Source organism: Streptomyces thermospinosisporus, from assembly GCF_039526425.1.
Classification (GTDB): Bacteria; Actinomycetota; Actinomycetes; order Streptomycetales; family Streptomycetaceae; genus Streptomyces; species Streptomyces thermocarboxydovorans.
In genome coordinates this window covers 58,791-76,623 of the sequence record NZ_BAAAIZ010000028.1, presented here as the reverse complement: position 1 = coordinate 76,623, position 17,833 = coordinate 58,791, and the positions used below count along the sequence as shown (strand labels likewise).

The 17,833-nt window shown below is 72.2% G+C and carries 11 protein-coding genes and 4 pseudogenes; 5 read left to right on the top strand and 10 right to left on the bottom strand.

Annotated elements, in window-relative coordinates:
• Positions 1–93 precede the first annotated feature (93 nt).
• The 3 genes and pseudogenes from ABD207_RS11420 to ABD207_RS11410 form a co-directional block, all read right to left on the bottom strand.
• Positions 94–1,458, bottom strand: a complete 1,365-nt coding sequence (locus ABD207_RS11420) for an amidase (protein ID WP_344012170.1) — start codon at positions 1,456–1,458, stop codon at positions 94–96.
• 175 nt (positions 1,459–1,633) lie between these two features.
• On the bottom strand, positions 1,634–2,659 hold the full coding sequence (locus ABD207_RS11415; RefSeq protein ID WP_344012168.1) for an alpha/beta hydrolase family protein: 1,026 nt from the start codon (positions 2,657–2,659) through the stop codon (positions 1,634–1,636).
• Positions 2,660–2,707: 48 nt separating this feature from the next.
• Positions 2,708–2,992 (bottom strand): annotated as a pseudogene (locus ABD207_RS11410) (substrate-binding domain-containing protein); the annotation flags it as partial.
• A gap of 800 nt (positions 2,993–3,792) precedes the next feature.
• On the opposite strand from ABD207_RS11410, the gene ABD207_RS11405 reads away from it, so the two are divergent.
• Positions 3,793–6,807, top strand: coding sequence for an alpha-mannosidase (locus tag ABD207_RS11405; RefSeq protein ID WP_344012166.1), 3,015 nt, complete (start codon positions 3,793–3,795; stop codon positions 6,805–6,807).
• 135 nt (positions 6,808–6,942) lie between these two features.
• Here ABD207_RS11405 and ABD207_RS11400 read toward each other — a convergent pair whose 3' ends face one another.
• Positions 6,943–8,364: a lipase maturation factor family protein gene (locus ABD207_RS11400; protein ID WP_344012164.1), complete on the bottom strand. Its 1,422-nt coding sequence runs from the start codon at positions 8,362–8,364 to the stop codon at positions 6,943–6,945.
• Between the two features lie 150 nt (positions 8,365–8,514).
• Here ABD207_RS11400 and ABD207_RS11395 point away from each other — a divergent pair, with 150 nt between their 5' ends.
• Together ABD207_RS11395 and ABD207_RS11390 are read left to right on the top strand one after the other, a co-directional pair.
• A complete protein-coding gene (locus tag ABD207_RS11395) occupies positions 8,515–10,614 on the top strand; it encodes a SpoIIE family protein phosphatase (protein WP_344012162.1) in 2,100 nt (699 codons plus the stop codon).
• Between the two features lie 33 nt (positions 10,615–10,647).
• The gene (locus ABD207_RS11390; protein ID WP_344012160.1) at positions 10,648–11,511 is read left to right on the top strand and encodes an Fpg/Nei family DNA glycosylase; all 864 of its coding nucleotides are present in this window, start codon (positions 10,648–10,650) and stop codon (positions 11,509–11,511) included.
• 74 nt (positions 11,512–11,585) lie between these two features.
• On the opposite strand, the gene ABD207_RS11385 is transcribed toward ABD207_RS11390, so the two are convergent.
• The 3 genes from ABD207_RS11385 to ABD207_RS11375 all read right to left on the bottom strand — a co-directional run bounded on the left by ABD207_RS11385 (position 11,586) and on the right by ABD207_RS11375 (position 13,845).
• Positions 11,586–12,236, bottom strand: a complete 651-nt coding sequence (locus ABD207_RS11385; protein ID WP_344012158.1) for a zf-HC2 domain-containing protein — start codon at positions 12,234–12,236, stop codon at positions 11,586–11,588.
• Between the two features lie 411 nt (positions 12,237–12,647).
• Positions 12,648–13,163 (bottom strand): hypothetical protein, encoded by a 516-nt coding sequence (locus ABD207_RS11380; protein WP_344012157.1) that lies wholly within the window; start codon positions 13,161–13,163, stop codon positions 12,648–12,650.
• A 136-nt stretch (positions 13,164–13,299) separates the two neighbouring features.
• Positions 13,300–13,845, bottom strand: a complete 546-nt coding sequence (locus ABD207_RS11375; protein ID WP_344001344.1) for a sigma-70 family RNA polymerase sigma factor — start codon at positions 13,843–13,845, stop codon at positions 13,300–13,302.
• A gap of 211 nt (positions 13,846–14,056) precedes the next feature.
• Between ABD207_RS11375 and ABD207_RS11370 the strand changes: the two genes are divergently transcribed.
• On the top strand, positions 14,057–15,205 hold the full coding sequence (locus ABD207_RS11370) for a CapA family protein (protein WP_344012156.1): 1,149 nt from the start codon (positions 14,057–14,059) through the stop codon (positions 15,203–15,205).
• A gap of 63 nt (positions 15,206–15,268) precedes the next feature.
• Here the strand turns inward: ABD207_RS11370 and ABD207_RS11365 are convergent.
• The 3 genes and pseudogenes from ABD207_RS11365 to ABD207_RS11355 form a co-directional block, all read right to left on the bottom strand.
• Positions 15,269–15,364: pseudogene (locus tag ABD207_RS11365) on the bottom strand (MarR family winged helix-turn-helix transcriptional regulator); the annotation flags it as partial.
• A gap of 131 nt (positions 15,365–15,495) precedes the next feature.
• Complete coding sequence (locus ABD207_RS11360) at positions 15,496–16,938, bottom strand: amino acid permease (RefSeq protein WP_344012155.1); 1,443 nt, start codon at positions 16,936–16,938, stop codon at positions 15,496–15,498.
• A gap of 224 nt (positions 16,939–17,162) precedes the next feature.
• A pseudogene (locus ABD207_RS11355) lies at positions 17,163–17,438 on the bottom strand (universal stress protein); the annotation flags it as partial.
• Here ABD207_RS11355 and ABD207_RS11350 point away from each other — a divergent pair.
• Positions 17,438–17,704, top strand: a pseudogene (locus ABD207_RS11350) (amino acid--tRNA ligase-related protein); the annotation flags it as partial. The pseudogenes ABD207_RS11355 and ABD207_RS11350 overlap by 1 nt on opposite strands.
• Positions 17,705–17,833: the final 129 nt, after the last annotated feature.

Here is a 17,833-nt window from a genome sequence, read left to right as displayed (position 1 = left end):
GTCACTGACCGCCTACGATCACTGACCGCAACGACACCCCTTGGACTCATTCATCTAGGCGTGCCCCGACGATCACGGCAACACCGTTCTCCGTCACCCGCCGGCGGCCTCCGTCCCCTCCAGCGGCGCGATCCGCGGCCACGGACGGCGGTCCTGGAGCTGCTGCGCCAGATCCAGCAGTTCGCCCTCCGAGCCCGGGCGGCCCACCAGCTGCACGGAGCAGGGAGCACCGGAGGGCAGGGTGCCGAAGGGCACGGCCATCGCGGGCCAGCCGGTCAGGTTCCACGGCGGAGTCAGCGGCGAGTAGGCCGAGTTGGCGAGCACATTGCGCAGCCAGCCCCGCTGGTGCCAGGGCGCGGCCTGCGGGGAGCGGCGGGCGAGTGCGGGGGTGAGCAGGACGTCGTACTCGCCGAAGAACGGCTCCAGCCGGCCGCGCAGCCTCTCCCGCGCGGCACCGCCGGCCACCGAGTGCTCGCAGCGGCGCCCTATCGCGGCGTGCACCCGGGTGCGGCGGGTGAGGAAACGGCGGTCCAGCCCCCGGGCGTCCACGGCCGTCCCGGCCGTCCAGTGGGCCAGCGCGGTCACGCCCAGCGACGCCGGGTAGGGCGGGTCGGCGCGCCGCACCTGGTGGCCCGCCTTCATCAGCACCTCCGCCGCCTCCCGTGCCGCCGTCGCATACGGCCTGGAGACGGCGACCCCGGCCAGCGGGCTGCGCAGCGACACCGCTATCCGGCGGGCGGCGGGCTCCTCCCGCCGGGCCGGCTCCTGTCCGGCGAGGACCGTGAACATCAGCCGGGCGTCCTCGACCGTGGTGGCCAGCGGCCCGTTCTCGGACATGCCGAACCAGTCGCCCTCGCTGATCCCGGCCGGTATCACGCCGTGCCCCGGCTTGATGGTCACCAGACCGCAGTTGGCCGCCGGTATCCGCAGCGAGCCCATGCCGTCGTTGCCGAGGGCGACCGGCACCATCCCGGCGGCCACCGCGGCCGCGCTGCCGCCCGAGGACCCGCCCGCGCTGCGCCGGGGGTCCCACGGATTGCGTGCGGTGCCGTGCACGCCCTCCGTGGTGCCGAAGACGCACAGCTCCGGCACATTGGTCAGGCCCACCACGACGGCGCCCGCCGCCCGCAGCCGGGCCACCGTCTCGTGGTCGCGGCCGGCGGGCGTGTCCGGGGTCGCCGCCGAGCCGTTGCGGACGCTCTCGCCGCGCACGGCGAGGTTGTCCTTGACCGCCACGGGCACGCCGGCCAGGGGCAGTTCGGCCAGGTCGCCGCGGGCCGCCACCTCGTCCGCCTCGGCGAGCGCCGCCTCGGCCCGCACCGTGCGGAACGCCCCGATGCGCCCGTCCAGCCGGTCGATCCGCGCGAGGTGCTCGGCGACCACCTCGCGCGGGGTGACCCGCTTCTCCCGTACGGCGGCGGCGATCTCGACGGCGGTACGGCCGGCCCAACTGGTCAACGTCGGCTCCTCGGAGGGCGATTGCGCAAGGCGAGCAGGGCGTGGTGGTGCACAAGGCGAGCTGGGCGCACTCGTGCACAGGGTCAACAGGACGTACTGGCGAGTACGCAGGGAGAACTCTGCCTCGCGGAATGCCCTCGCGTCGAGACCCGGTCCGGACGGTGGCGGGCGCCGGTCAGCGCAGGTGCCGCTCGAAGTACCGCATCGTGACGTCCATCGACTCCCGCCAGCGCGGACCGAAGGTGTGGCCCTCGCCCCGGTAGGTGCGCAGTTCGACGTCCGCGCCCGCCTTCTCGAAGGCCGCGACGGCCTCGTGGGTCCAGCGCAGCGGGCAGGTGTCGTCGGCGGTGCCGTGATGGATCAGCAGCGGCTCGGTGACCCGGTCGGCATGGGTGAGCGGGGAGACCTGGCGCCAGAACTCCGGGTTGCTCCCGGGGGTTCCGTGCGCGGCCTCGATCCGGTCCACCAGCGGGTCGTCGTCGGGCCGCTGGAAGTGGTCGATGTTCTCCTCGGGGTGTGCGCTGACCGGGGCGTAGGCGACGGCCGCGTCGAACAGGCCGGGCGCCACCACCAGCGTGTTGTAGACGACCCCGCCGCCCATCGAGCGGCCCAGCAGCCCCAACCGGTCCGTGTCCATCTCCGGGCGGCCGGCCTCGCGCAGCGCGAGGGCCGCGCCGATCACATCCTCGGTGTAGCCGAGGCGGAGGTTGACGTCGTTGTCCGGATCGTCGTCGGAGCGGGCGTGGTTGCGGTAGTCGACGTGCAGCACGACATAACCGCTGCGGGCCAGCAGGTCGTGCTCGCGGGGCATGCCCTGACCGGTGACGTACACGTCCGGGTCGATGTAGCCGTGCGCCAGCACCAGCGCCGGGAACGGGCCCTCGCCCCGGGGGATGTTCATCACGCCGGAGATGGTCAGCCCGTTCGCCTCGTAGGTCACGGCGTACCGGGTGTAGGCGGAGGTGCGCGCCAGGACCCGGCCCAGGCGCAGGTCGGAGCCGGTGTGCTCGCGCGCCATCAGGGCGGGCAGCGACACCGGGCCGACCGGTGAGGGCGCGGGGGAGGAGCGCGTGGCCGGTGCGGTGGGGGTGGCGGCCGCCGTGGTGCGTTCGGGCGCGGCCTCCTCCGCGCCGCCGGTGCAGCCGGCCGTCAGGGCCAGCAGCAGCGCGGCGACGGCGCAGACCGGACCACGGGGCCGCATGGCGCCCATTATCCCGCCGGAGCCGCCGGCGGGCAGTGCGCGGGCGGCTCAGGACTCGCGGGCCGGTCCGGTGCCGTCCCGTCCGATCAGGCGGGGCACCGGGACCCGCACGGTGCGGTCCGGGCCGCCGTCCAGCAGGACGGTCAGCTCCCGGGCCGCCATGCGGCCGAACTCGGCGCTGTCGCGGGACAGCGCGGACAGCCAGGGCTTGACCAGGCGGCACAGCGCCGAGTCCTCCCAGGCGACGACCGACACGTCCTCCGGTACCGAGAAGCCGAGTTCGGCCGCGGTGGCGACACCGGCGACGGCCATCACGTCGTTGTCGTAGACAGGGCGGTCGGGGGCCGCTGCCGCAGTGCGCGGGCTGCACCAGGTGTTCTCAGGGGCGCTAGGCAGTCGGATGTCAGCCGGCGACTGGACCCGCATGAGGTCGCACGCGGCACGGTTCGACAAGAGAGACGGCCTGCACAGACGCACGAGTGGTGCGCCCGATTGCGGCTGGTGATCCACTACCCTCCCACCCCGTGCCGAGGCTCCCTCGGCTTCGACTTCGCCGACGCCTGGCACGGCGGGAGCAGCCTGCTCGTCGACGGCGGACTCGACGCGCCGGTCACCGTGGACCTGTATACGACGCGGCTGCCGCTCACCACCGGGACGGTTGTCGAGTTCATCCACCGGACGGATGCTGGGCGCGTGGACGCGGAGCGGGCCATGGCCATCACCGACCCGGCAGGGCCTGGCGAGTCATGGCCGTACACCTATCCACCAGTCCCGGCGGCCGTGCCGGTGAGCGGAGCCGGCGGCTGGCTCAGGGCGACCATCCCGCTCACCGGACGGTCCGGCAGCCTGTGCGCGAGCAGCATCCCGCTCACCGCGGCCGGGCCCGGTGCGCTGGTGGCTCGGGCAGTTCGCAGGGCGCTCCCACCCTGCACCGCGTCCTGCCGGACGGCACCCGCCGCTTCCTCGGCGGCACCTGCCGGCACGCCTGGTTCGCCGGGGGCCTCGGACCCGGACGGGGCGAGCGATCCGCACGGTTCGAACTGCGTGCGGTGGGGGAGCTGTACACCTCGTCGGAACCCGTCACCGTGACCCACACCTGGTAACCACCCGCACCCACCCACGGAGCATCCCGCATGCATGACGACCGCACCCTGGTGGAGGCCCGCCTCAAGCGCGTCCTCGACGAGCGCATCCGCCCCGCCGTGTACCCGGAGTCCGTACCGCTCGACGTGGCGGTCTGGCACGCTCCCGGAGAACCCGTCCCCGTCGCCGAGGGCCTCGCCGCCGAGCCGGAGCCCATCGCGGTGGGCGCCCGCTGGGGCGCTCCCTGGGGCACCAGCTGGTTCCGGGTCACCGGCACCGTCCCCCAGGAATGGGCCGGGAAGACCGTCGAGGCCATCCTCGACCTCGGCTTCGACGAGAACATGCCCGGATTCCAGTGCGAGGGACTGGTCTACCGGCCCGACGGCACCCCGGTGAAGGGCCTCAACCCGCGCAACCAGTGGGTGCGCATCGGCTCACCCGCCGAGGGCGGCGAGGAGGTGCGCCTGCACATCGAGGCCGCCTCCAACCCCGTCATCATGGACTACCACCCCTTCGTGCCGACCCCGCTCGGCGACAAGGACACCGCGGGCAGCGAACCGCAGTACACCCTCGCCCGGATGGACCTCGCCGTCCTGGACGAGACCGTGTGGCAGCTGGTGATCGACCTGGAGGTGCTCGGCGAGCTGATGGCCGAGCTGCCGGTGGACTCGCCGCGCCGCTGGGAGATCCTGCGGGCCGTGGACCGGGCCCTGGACCTGGTCGACCTCCAGGACGTCAACGCCACCGCGGAACGCGCCCGTTCCTGCCTCACCGAGGTGCTCTCCGCGCCCGCCGTGCCCTCCGCGCACCGCATCAGCGCCGTCGGCCATGCGCACATCGACTCGGCGTGGCTGTGGCCGCTGCGCGAGACCGTGCGCAAGGTGGCCCGGACCACCGCCAACATGACCGCGCTCCTCGACGACGAGCCGGAGTTCGTCTTCGCCATGTCGCAGGCCCAGCAGTGGGCCTGGGTGAAGGAGCACCGCCCCGAGGTGTGGGCCCGGGTGAAGAAGGCGGTGGCCGGCGGGCGGTTCGTGCCGGCCGGCGGGATGTGGGTGGAGTCGGACACCAACATGCCCGGATCCGAGGCGATGGCACGGCAGTTCGTGCACGGCAAGCGGTTCTTCCTCGACGAGTTCGGCATCGAGAACGACGAGGCCTGGCTGCCGGACACCTTCGGCTTCGCCGCCGGGCTCCCGCAGATCATCAAGGCGGCCGGGTCCAAGTACCTGCTCACCCAGAAGATCTCCTGGTCGCAGACGAACAAGTTCCCGCACCACACCTTCCAGTGGGAGGGCGTCGACGGCACCCGGATCTTCACCCACTTCCCGCCCGTCGACACCTACAACTGCTCCATGAAGGGCAGTGAGATCGCCCACGCCGTCCGCAACTTCAAGGACAAGGGCGCCGCCCGGCACTCCCTGGCGCCCACCGGCTGGGGTGACGGAGGCGGCGGCACCACCCGGGAGATGGTCGCCAAGGCGGCCCGGCTGCGGAATCTCGAGGGCTCGGCGACCGTCACCTGGGAGACCCCGTCCGAGTTCTTCGCCAAGGCCGCTGCCGAGTACCCCGAACCGCCCGTCTGGGCCGGCGAGCTGTACCTGGAACTGCACCGGGGCACCCTCACCAGCCAGGCCAGGACCAAGCAGGGCAACCGGCGCAGCGAGCACCTGCTGCGCGAGGCCGAGCTGTGGGCCGCCACCGCGGCCGTCCGCACCGGGTCCCCCTACCCGTACGAGGAGCTGGACCGGATCTGGAAGACGGTGCTGCTGCACCAGTTCCACGACATCCTGCCCGGCTCGTCCATCGCCTGGGTGCACCGCGAGGCCCGCGCCACCTACGAGCGGGTCGCCGCCGAGCTGAACGGCATCATCGACGCCGCCCAGCGCGCCCTGGCCGGCGAGGGCGACGTCCCGCTGGTCTTCAACGCCGCCCCGCACCCCCGCGCGGGCGTCCCGGCCGGCGGCGCCGCAGCCGCGGGCGAGGACCGGCCCGCCGAGCCCGTGGCGCGCCCCGGCGGCGGGTACGTCCTGGACAACGGGCTGGTGCGCATCGCGATCGACGAGCGGGGCCTGGTCGTCTCCGCCCGGGACCTCGAGGCCGACCGCGAGACCATCGCACCGGGCGAGGCCGGCAACCTGCTGCAGCTGCACCCGGACTTCCCGAACATGTGGGACGCCTGGGACGTCGACAAGTTCTACCGCAACACCGTCACCGACCTCACCGACGCCGACGAGATCACCGCCACCCCGGACGGCGTCCGCATCGTGCGGTCCTTCGGCTCCTCCCGGGTCACCCAGCTGCTGTCGCTGGCGCCGGGGGAGCGTCGGCTGGAGGTGGACACGGAGGTCGACTGGCACGAGACGGAGAAGTTCCTCAAACTCGCCTTCCCGCTCGACCTGCACGCCGAACGGTACGCCTCGGAGACGCAGTTCGGGCACTTCCACCGGCCCACCCACACCAACACCTCCTGGGAGGCCGCCAAGTTCGAGGCGTGCAACCACCGCTTCGTCCATCTGGAGGAGCCCGGCTGGGGCGTCGCCGTCGTCAACGACTCGACCTACGGCCACGACGTGACCCGCACCGTCCGTACCGAGGGCGACCGCGGCACGACCACCTCGGTGCGGGTCTCCCTGCTGCGCGCCCCGCGCTTCCCCGACCCCGAGACCGACCAGGGCGTGCACCGCTTCCGGCACGCGCTGGTGGTGGGCGCCGGGATCGGCGACGCGGTGCGCGAGGGCTGGCGGATCAACCTGCCCGAGCGGCGGCTCACCGGCGCCGGTGAGGTCGCTCCGCTGGTGACGGTCGACCGGGAGTCGGTGGTGATCACCGCGGTGAAGCTGGCCGACGACGGCAGCGGCGACGTGGTCGTCCGCTTCCACGAGGCCCACGGCGGCCGGGCCCGCGCCACCCTCACCACGGGCTTCCCGGCCACCGGGGTGCAGGTCACCGATCTGCTGGAGCGGCCGCTCGCGGACACCGAGCCGCCGGTGCCCGACGGCGACCGGATCTCCGTGCGGCTGCGCCCGTTCGAGCTGATGACCCTGCGGCTGAAGCGGGCCTGAACCGCGGCGGGCGGGGGCGCCTCACCTGCCGTGTCCGCGGCGGGCGGGGCGCCTCTCACGTTGCGTCCCGGGCGGGCGCGGGGCGTCTCACGCTGCGACCGAGGCGGGCGCCTCACCGCTGCACCCGCCGGCGCCTCACCCGCTCCGTGCCGTCTCCGTCAGCCGCGTGGGCGGCAGGTACTCCCGCACGTACGTCCGGTCCCAGCAGGCGCCCGTCTCGCGCAGCTCCCGCCAGGTGGTGTAGCGGTAGCGGAAGAGACGGGCGCGGACGTACCGGGGCGGGGCGTCCGCCGGGAAGGGGGAGCGGCGCAGCAGCTTCAGCGTGTCCCGGTCGTTCTCCAGCAGGCGCTCCACGAACGCCCCGAACCAGGCCCCGGCGTAGGCGGGGGACAGCGCGGCGAACCACATCAGCCAGTCGAGCCGCAGATGGTACGGAGCGAACTGGCGCGGCCAGTGCCGGGGGTCGCCGGGCTTGCCCTTGAACTCGTACTCCCGCCACTCGGAGTCCTCCCGGGGCGGATGGTCCGCGGTGCCCTCCACCACCACCTCGAAGCGGACCCGGCTGACGCTGCCGAACGCGCCGTAGGTGTTGACCAGGTGCAACGGGTCGAAGGAGCGGTTCATCACCTGGCGCCGGGAGATCATGTTGACCACCGGGTGGTAGCTGAGCGCCACCAGCAGCGCCGCCACCGCGAGGACGACGACCACGAACCACAGCGGGGCGTCCGGCGTGTCCGGCGGGTCGGCCGGGAACCGGACCGCGGAGAGCGCCATCGCGATGGTGAGCCAGTTCAGCCAGGCGAAGTTGCCGGAGAGCACCAGCCACAGCTGGGTGACGATCATCACCGAGGCGGCCGCCGTGCTCACCGGGTGCGGGACGAACAGCAGCCATGGCACGACGAGTTGCGTCACATGGTTGGCGGCCACCTCGACCCGGTGCAGCGGCTTCGGCAGATGGTGGAAGAACCAGCTCAGCGGGCCCGGCATCGGCTGGGTCTCGTGGTGGTGGTCCAGGCAGGTCAGCTTCCGCCAGCACTCGTCGCCGCGCATCTTGATCAGTCCCGCGCCGAACTCGACCCTGAACAGGATCCACCACAGCAGGTACAGCACCACGACAGGCGGGGCCACCTCGTCGTTGCCGAGGAACACGGCGAGGAAGCCGACCTCCAGCAGCAGCGACTCCCAGCCGAACGAGTACCAGGTCTGCCCCACGTTGACGATCGACAGATACAGCGCCCACGGCACCAGCCACAGCAGCATCCCGCCCCACAGCGGCAGCAGCGAGTCCGCCCCCGCCAGCAGCGCCGCCGACACCGCGCAGCCCGACCAGGCGACCAGCGCGAAGAAGCGGTCCGAGTAGTGCCAGTGGAACAGACTCGGCGCCCTGCGGAACGGCACCAGCCGCAGATAGCGCGGGACCGGCAGCATGCCGCGCTCGCCGATCAGCGCGCGGAACTGCAGCGCCGCGGTGAGGAAGGCGACCAGGTAGATCGCGGCGAGCGCCCGCTGGAAGACCAGCCGGCTCAGCCAGTAGTCCGGTGCGGTGAACCACTCCACGGCAGCCGTGCTCCTTCCCGCCTGTCCGGAAACCCTCCTGTGACGCTCCGTACACCTCCGGTATACCCCTATCACCGTCGGGCAGCGGAGTGGCCCCGCGTACCCGGCGCACCAGTCGAAGATTCGGGTGAATCCTGGCAAGGTGGGCCCATGGCTGATCGGGGAGCGAGCGCACTGTCACTCCCGGACGACTGGCCGGACCACCCGGATTCGATCCTCGCGCTCAACCAGATGGGCTGCTTCGACTGGCACCTGGACACCGGCCTGATGCAGCTGGACGCCCGCGCCCACGAGATCTTCGACGTGCTCCCCGAGGAGTACGACGACCACCCCGAGTCCCTTGCCCTGCGCGTCCCGCCCGGCGAGGCCGGCCGCCTGGACTCCGCCGTCTCCCAGGCGCTGAAGGACGGCAGCGAGAACTACGGCGCCTACTTCCGCGTCCGCCGCCGCGACGGCTCCCTGCGCTGGACCCACACCCAGGGCTACATCCGCCGGGACGACACCGGGCTGCCGCGCCGCATCCTCGGCGTCATCCGCGACGCCACCGAGGAGCTGCGGGACCACGAGGCCCACCGGCAGCAGGCCGCCCAGGAGGACGCCCGCCGCCAGCAGACCAACGTCGTCCAGCTCACCACCGCCGCCCTGGCCCACGCCCGGACGGTGCAGGAGGTGATGGACGCCATTAAGGACACCCACGGCCTCACCCACCTGGGCGCCACCAGTCTGGTGCTGGGCCTGATCGAGGCCGGCCGGATCCGGCTGATCGCCGAGGGCCCCGAGGGCAGCTATGTGGAGGGCACCCGGATCACCCGCATCGACGAGCCGTACCCGATGAGCGAGTGCGTGCGCACCCTCAGCCCCTGCTACATCGAGTCGCCCGCGGAGTTCGCCGAGCGCTTCCCGGTGCTCTGGCCGCACATCACCGACCTGAACATCACCTCGGCGGCCTACCTGCCGCTCATCGTCCAGGCCCGCCCCATCGGCGCGATGGGCCTGCTCTACAGCGACCGCCACGGCTTCTCCCCGGAGGATCGCAACATCCTCGTCGCCCTGGGCAGCAGCATCGCCCAGAGCCTGCAGCGCGCCATGTTCTACGAGCAGGAGATGGACCTGGCGCAGGGGCTCCAGCAGGCGATGCTGCCCCGCACCATCCCCAGCGTGCGCGGCGCCGACGTCGCCGTCCGCTACCGCGCGGCCAGCATCGGCGGCACCTTCGGCCGGGACATCGGCGGCGACTGGTACGACCTCATCCCGCTGCCCGGCGGGCGGGTCGGCGCGGTCATCGGCGACGTCCAGGGCCACGACACCCACGCCGCCGCCGTCATGGGCCAGCTGCGCATCGTGCTGCGCGCCTACGCCGCCGAAGGTCATCCGCCGGCCACCGTGTTGGCCCGCGCCTCGGGCTTCCTGCACGAGCTCGACACCGACCGCTCCGCCACCTGCCTGTATGCCGAGGCCGACCTGTCCACCGGGGTGCTGCAGATGGTGCGGGCCGGGCACATCGACCCGCTGATGCGGCGCGGCGACGACGGCACGTGCCGCCGCGTCTGCGTCCCCGGCGGGCTGCCGCTCGGTCTGTCCGCCGAGTTCGACCAGCTCGACTACCCGGTCGGCACCATGGAGCTCGACCCCGGCGACACGCTGCTGCTGTGCACCGACGGCCTGGTCGAGCAGCCGGGCGCCGACCTCGACGACGGCATGGAGGCCCTCGCCGCGCTGGTCGCGACCGGCCCCGAGGACGTGCGGGAGCTCGCCGACCTGCTGATCGAGGTGGCGGAGGAGCGCAGCGGCGACGACGACGTGGCGCTGCTGGTGCTGCGCCGCCGCATCCTGGACAGCCCCCGCGCGGGCGGGCGGCTCCAGCAGCATGTCGCGCCGGGCGACCCCGAGGCGCTGTCCGAGGCCCGGCGCATGATCCGCGCCGCGGTCACCACCTGGGGCGCGGAGGACAAGGCCGACGAGATCGAACTCGTCGCCGACGAGCTGATCACCAACGCCCTGATGCACACCGAGGGCGCGGCGGTGGTCACCCTCCGGGTTCTCACCGGGACCGAGCGGCGGCTGCGGGTGGAGGTCGAGGACTCCTCCAGCGCCCTGCCGCGCCGCCGCGAGGCCGGGGACTCGGGGGTGTCCGGGCGGGGGCTGCTGCTGGTCGAGATGCTCTCGGACGTGTGGGGCGTGGAGGCGCGCGGCGGCGGCAAGTGCGTGTGGTGCGAGTTTCCCGTCGAGTACGACGACGATCCGGACTGACCGCCCCGCCCGCGCCGGTGGCACTCTGGACGTATGCCGGAACTCCCCGAGGTCGAGGCGCTCAAGGACTTCCTCACCGAGCAGCTGGTCGGCCACGAGATCGTACGGGTGCTGCCCGTGGCGATCAGCGTCCTGAAGACCTACGACCCGCCGCTCACCGCCCTGGAGGGCCGCGAGGTCACCGGCGTGCAGCGCCGCGGCAAGTTCCTGGCGCTGGCCACCGACGGCGGCCCCTGGTTCGTCACGCATCTGGCTCGCGCCGGCTGGCTGCAGTGGAAGGACCGGCTGCCCAGCGGCCCGCCCCGCCCCGGCAAGGGGCCGCTCGCGCTGCGCGTCGCCCTGGAGACCGGCGCCGGCTTCGACCTGACGGAGGCCGGGACCCAGAAGCGGCTCGCGGTGTACGTGGTGACGGACCCGCAGCAGGTGCCCGGGGTGGCCCGGCTCGGCCCGGACCCGCTGGCCGACGACTTCGACGAGAGCCGCCTGGCCGGACTGCTGGCGGGCGAGCGCCGGCAGCTCAAGGGCGCGCTGCGGGACCAGAGCCTGATCGCGGGCATCGGCAACGCCTACAGCGACGAGATCCTGCACGCCGCCCGGATGTCCCCGTTCAAACTGGCCGCCTCCCTCACCCCGGAGGAGACCGCACGCCTGTACCAGGCGCTGCGCACCACGCTGACCGAGGCGGTGGAACGCTCCCGGGGGGTGGCCGCGGGGCGGCTCAAGGCGGAGAAGAAGAGCGGCCTGAGGGTGCACGGCCGCACCGGAGAGGCCTGCCCGGTCTGCGGCGACACCATCCGGGAGGTCTCCTTCAGCGACTCGTCGCTGCAGTACTGCCCGACCTGCCAGACGGGCGGCAAGCCGCTGGCCGACCGCAGACTGTCCCGGCTGCTGAAGTGACTCTCCTGCCCTGCCGGTGGGCTGCCGGGCCGGGGCCCGGCCCGGCCGTCACGAGGGTTCGCCGGGCTCGCGCGTCAGGAGGGCTCGAGGGTGACAAGATGCTCGCCGTCCGCCGTGCGGACCTCGTAGTGGGAGATCTCGTCGGGGTGCAGCGCCGTGCCGGCCAGCATGGTGTTGGGGCGGGCGTCGTGGCGGCGGACGCTCCAGCTGGTCACGGTGTGCTCGGAGCCGTCCCGGCCGACCACCACCAGATGGCAGTCGCGGGGACCCGCGCCGTCCTTGACCTTCAGCTCCATGTGGCTGCCCCAGTCCTTGTCCTCCGTCGTGATCTGGGCCCACACCCCGGACCGCTCGTCGGTCGCCGCGATGCTCACCGGCTCGTCCTCGCCGCCCGCGACGATCGCCACGGCCGGTGCGGACACCGCGAACACCACCGATGCCGCCAGCGCGAACAGCATTTTGCGGCGGCTCGCCCGGCGCCGGACGGTCACCTCCGACAGCAGCCGGTCCAGCATCGCCGGACCTGGCTTGGCCAGCGGGTGCACCAGACGAGGAGTGGAGCGCCGGTAGAGCATCAGCTGCCGTGTGGTGGGACCGAATTCGGTCACCTCGGCAGCGCAGCTGGGGCACTCCATGAGGTGGTCCTCGAAGCGGAACGCCTCCGCTTCGTCCAGCACGCCGAGCGCGTAGGCGCCGACGTCGCGATGCCTCTCCAGGGACCTCATGCCGAATCCTCGTGCCGTTGGGTGCGGGTGGGGTTACTCCTTGCTCCCACCGGTACGCACCAGGCAGCCGAATCACTCAAGCCACGCACCGAATCGTGACCTAAGGATTCGGAGCCGCCCGCCCCGCGGATTGGTCGGATTCCCGGAAACCTTTGGATTTCCGGGGTCCATGGAGTGTTCTCGGCCAACAAGAGCGCCCTGGCTTGTTCGCTGCGAGGAGAACAGCCGTGTGTCCGCTGCGAGGAGAACAGCCGTGGCCCGTCCCCGCCGAGCGGCGAGCGCAGGCTCGGTCACGACCTGGAGGAGAGCCCCGGCTGGTCGCTGGTTCGCGGCCTGCAGGAGAGCTCCGGCTGGTTTCGAGGCCTGGCGGAGGGCCCCGGCTCGTTCGGCCTGGAAGAGATCTCGTTCGGCCTAGAAGAGATGGATGGCGAGGTGGCTGAGCGGGAGGCCCAGCTGCCAGGCGGGGGTCCACACCTTGGGCCCCTCGTCCTCGTCGGCCACCGCGCCACCGCCCGGCACCGCGTTGAGGTCGGGCGCCAGCAGCTCGGTCTCCTGGAGCCAGCGCCATGCCGCCCGGGCCAGCTCGAGGTCGGGATCCGTCCGGCCGGACGCCACCGCGTCGGCGGTCAGATCCGCCAGGCGGTCCTCCACCCACTCCTGCCACGGCTGGTCGTACGCGGTCAGCGACAGCCAGGTCTCCAGCTGGGTGACCACGCGGATGCCCGACAGCTCGCCGTCGGTGTCGGACAGGAAGACGGTCAGCGCCAACGCGTCCCGGCCGGCCCGGAACTCGAAGGACGTCGGCGGCATGAGATCGCCGCTGCGCAGCAGTTCGTCGGCGATGTACTCGGCGTACAACCACGCCATGGGGACGATCAGTTCGCCTCCGCCTGAGCCGTCCGTGCCCTCTCGGCCTCTGTGCAGCATCCCTTCCTGCCTTCCTCCGGTGCGTGCGCGTCGCCCGAACCCGGGCCCCCGGTCCGGAACACGGATGAGGACAGCCGATTACTCAACCCGGGTAGTCGGCAAGGCGCTTTACGGAGGTTTGACTCGACCGGCGGTTTCAGCGCAGGTCGGCGGCGTATCCCGGAAGCACCCTGCGCAGGGCGCGCAGCGCGTAGTACGCGCGGGACTTCACGGTACCGGGCGGGATGCCGAGGGTTTTCGCCGCTTCCGCCACGCTCGCACCTTGGAAATACACCAGCACCAGGACTTCACGGTGTTCAGGAGTGAGGGTCTTCACAGCCTCGCGGACATCCAGCGTCGCGGCGGCCCGTTCCGCGTGATCGGAGATCACCCGCGCGTTCTCCAGCACCGCGTCGCCCACCTCGGCGGGCCGGGCCTGACGGGCGCGCCGCGCGTCGATGGCGAGCCGCCGCGCCACCGTCAGCAGCCACGGCCGTACGGAGTCGAAGGCGTCGGCGCGCAGTGCCTCGGGATGCTGCCAGGCACGCAGCAGCGTCTCCTGTACCAGATCCTCCGCCCGCTGCCGGTCTCCGTCGCAGAGCCGGAGCAGCAGCGCGAAGAGAGGCCGGCCGTGCTCGCGCTGCAGCGCGGCGAGCTCGTGCTCGGCGGTCGTCTCGTTCGTGAGTGTGATTCCGGCCGTCATGGCCGTATGCCAGCGCACGGCGCCCGGGGGCGACAGGGCGCGCGCAAGGATGTGCGGCGGGCGGTCGATCGCGTCGGCGAACGGTTCGACGAACGGTCGAGACGGCCTTTCGCGCACGCCGGACGGCCTAAAACGCGTGTCGGAGCCACGGAGGACCCCGAACGACTTCTTACCTGTTTATCCGTAAATGTGACTACAGCGGGGTGAAATGATGATCGCTCGAAGCCGACAGGTCGCCCTGGCCCTGACCGTCGTCCTCGCCGCGGGCGCCGCCTGCCAGGCGAAGGACCACCGCCCGCCCGCCCGCGGGCAGCACGCGCCGTCCGCCGCGCGCGGCTTCACCCTGGTGGCCTCCGGAGACATCCTGCCGCACACCTCGGTCATCGACCGGGCCCGCTTCGACGCGGGCGGCACCGGCCACGACTTCCGGCCGATGCTCTCCGGCATCCGATCCGTCGTCGCTCCCGCCGATCTGGCGCTGTGTCACATGGAGACGGTCTACGGCGCCGACGGCGTGTACACCGGTCACCCCGTCTTCCAGTCGCCGCCCGAGATCGCCGCCGGCCTCGCCGCCACGGGCTACGACGGCTGCTCCACCGCCTCCGAGCACAGCCTGGACGCGGGCTCCGAGGGCATCCGGCGCACCCTCGACGCCCTCGACCGGGCGGGGGTGCGGCACTCCGGCTCCGCCCGCACCGAGCAGGAGGCCCGCACCGTGACCGTGCTGCGCGCGGGCCAGGCCCAGGTCGCCCACCTCGCCTACACCTACGGCACCGCCGTCTCGCCGTATCCGCCCGACCAGTCCTGGTCCGTCAACCTCATCGACGAGGCACGGATCATCGCCGACGCGCGGGCCGCCCGGACCGCGGGCGCCGACGTGGTCGTGGTCTCCCTGCACTGGGGCACCGAGTGGCAGGAGAACCCCGACGAGCAGCAGGTCACCCTGGCCCGCTCACTGACGGCCTCCCGCTCCGGCGGCCGGCCCGACATCGACCTGATCCTGGGCACCCACGCCCATGTCCCGCAGGCCTACGAGAAGGTCAACGGCACCTGGGTGGTCTACGGGATGGGCGACCAGATCGCCGGCGAGATGTTCGACCAGCGGGGCGCCCGGGACCCGCGCGCCAACCAGTCCACGGTCGCCCGTTTCACCTTCACCCCGCCCCAGCGGCCCGGCGGGCGCTGGGAGGTGACCCGTGCGGAGTTCGTCCCGCAGCTGTTCGACCTCGACGCAGGCCGGGTGGTCAACCTCAACCGGGCGATCGCCCAGGGCGCCGAGGTGCATGCCGAGCGCGACCGCATCAGCGCGGTGGTGATGAGCCGGGGCGCGGCCCAGGACGGACTGGTGATGGGGGAGTAGCGGGCCGGTCGCGTGGGAGTCCTGAGAATCCCACGGTCGAAGGGAGTCCCGCACCGGAAGAGCTCAGCCGACGTCCACGTGGTCCAGGGCGGACAGCATGGCGCCGAGCACCCGCAGGCATGCCGTCACCTCGGCGTCCGTCAGATCCCCGCCCACCTCGCCACCGTCGAGGGGACCGCCCACTACCCCAACGAGGAACGGCCCGACGTCTACAACGCGCTCGTCACCGACTTCCTCGGCTCGCTCCAGTAGAGACCCGCCGGCCCCGCCTACGGGGGGCGGGGCCGGCGCTACCGGCCGCTCTCCTGCTCCGCCGGCCCCGGACGGCGCGCCAGCTCCGAGCGCCGGTACGAGTAGCCGAAGTAGATCACCAGGCCGACGGCGAACCACACCGCGAAGCGCACCCAGGTCTGCCACGCCAGGAACGTGATCAGCCAGATGGAGAACACCACACCGATCGCCGGCACCACCGGCATCCACGGCGTGCGGAAGCTGCGCGGCAGGTCCGGCTGCCGGTAGCGCAGCACGATCACCGCGGTGCACACCACCACGAACGCCAGCAGGATGCCGATGTTGGTCAGCTCGGCCGCCTCGCCGATCGGCAGGAAGCCGGCGATCGCGGCCGAGGCCACGCCGACGATCCAGGTGACGCGGGTCGGGACGTGCCGGGTCGGGTGGGTCTTGGCGAACCAGCGCGGCAGCAGCCCGTCGCGGGACATCGCGAACCAGACCCGGGTCACACCCAGCATGAAGGTGAACATCACGGTGAGGATGCCGATGATGGCGCCCACCGCGATCAGGTCCGCGAGCCCGGTCAGACCCACCGACTTGAACGCCGTGGAGAAGCCGCTCTCCGGATCGATCTCGGTGTAGTTCTGCATCCCCGTCAGGACCAGACAGGCGGCCACGTACAGCACCATCGAGATGATCAGCGAGTAGATGATCGCCTTCGGCATGTGCTTCTGGGCGTCCTTGGACTCCTCCGCCGCCGTCGACATCGCGTCGTAGCCGAACACCGCGAAGAACACCGTCGCCGCACCCGTGAACGCGCCGCCCACCCCGTACGGGAAGAACGGGTTGTAGTTCGAGGTGTCGATGTGGAAGACGCCGACCGCGATCACCAGCAGCACCACCAGCACCTTCAGCACCACGACCACCGTCTCGAACCGGGCCGCGTTCTTGATGCCCATGTTCAGCAGGAAGGCGATCAGCAGGCACAGCAGCGCGGCGAACAGATCGATCTTGTGGCCCTCGCCGGTGCCGGGGGCGCCCAGCATCCAGTCGGGCAGGTCGGCACCCATCTCGTTCACCAGGAAGCTGAAGTAGCCGGAGATGCCGATGCCGACCACCGCCACGATGGCCGTGTACTCCAGCAGCAGGTCCCAGCCGATGAACCAGCCCGCCAGCTCGCCCAGCACCGCGTACCCGTACGTGTAGGCCGAGCCCGCCTTGGGGATCAGCCCCGCGAACTCCGCGTAGGACAGCGCGGCGGCGGCGCTGGCCACACCGGCGATGAGGAAGGAGACCAGCACCGCCGGGCCGGCCGTGCCGTTGGCGACCGTACCGGCGAGCGTGAAGATGCCGGCGCCGATGATGCCGCCCACGCCGATCGCGGTCAGCTGACCCAGGCCGAGGGTGCGGTCCAGCCGTGTGCCCTCGCCGACTTCCGTCTCCTCGATGTGCTCGATGGGTTTGCGGCGGAGAACACCCTCACCCATCCGGAGCCCGGCCATGCGCCTCACCTCTTCGCGACAGGCAAACGGCTGACGGCGGATCATGATGCCCCCGGCCGGGCCGAGAGGGAAGACGCCACGCACACCTTTGAGCGACACGGGCCGCACGCGTCACGTCAGCAACGGACGCCCGACGAGTCCTGCGGCACCCCGGACACCTGGCAGGTCCTGCGGAACGCCGGGCGCCCGACGGGCCCTGCGGCACCCCGGCCGACCGGCAGGTTCTACGGCACCACGGTCACCGGCCAGCGACCCGCCTTCACCAGCCGCACCGCCACCGAGCCGATGAAGCGGTGCCCGGCCTGCTCGGAGACACCGACCACCACCGCGTCCGCCTTGAGGTCGTCCGCCGCCTCCGCCAGGCCGTTGAAGGGATCGCCCCGGAACGTGTGGAACTCCCAGCGGACCTCGAAGATGCCCCGCATCCGCTCGGTCGCCTCCCGGATCTGCGCCATCAGATCCTCGGCGATCTCATCGGTGACCGCCGCCACCGGTGCCCCTCGTCGCCTTCGGCACCGAACTGGGCACCGCCTACTCGGAACTGACCGACCCGGTGGAGCAACGCCGCCGTCTCACCGCCCAGTCGCTGCTCGCCGCCGGGGGAGACCCCGAGGCGATGGAGATCGACGAGGACTTCCTCGACGCCCTCGAGTACGCCATGCCGCCCACCGGCGGCCTCGGCATCGGCGTCGACCGGCTGGTGATGTTCCTCACCGGGCTCACCATCCGGGAGACCCTGCCCTTCCCGCTGGTGCGCCGGCGTTGACGGAATGCTGAGCCGACCGGGTGGTTTCGTGCCGCCACACCGGTGTCGATGAAGTGCGTCGGCCTTCCGCTGGGCGACTGATGTCTCATGCAGAAGTGTCACTTCCTCACGCGGCGCCGGGCGTTGCTG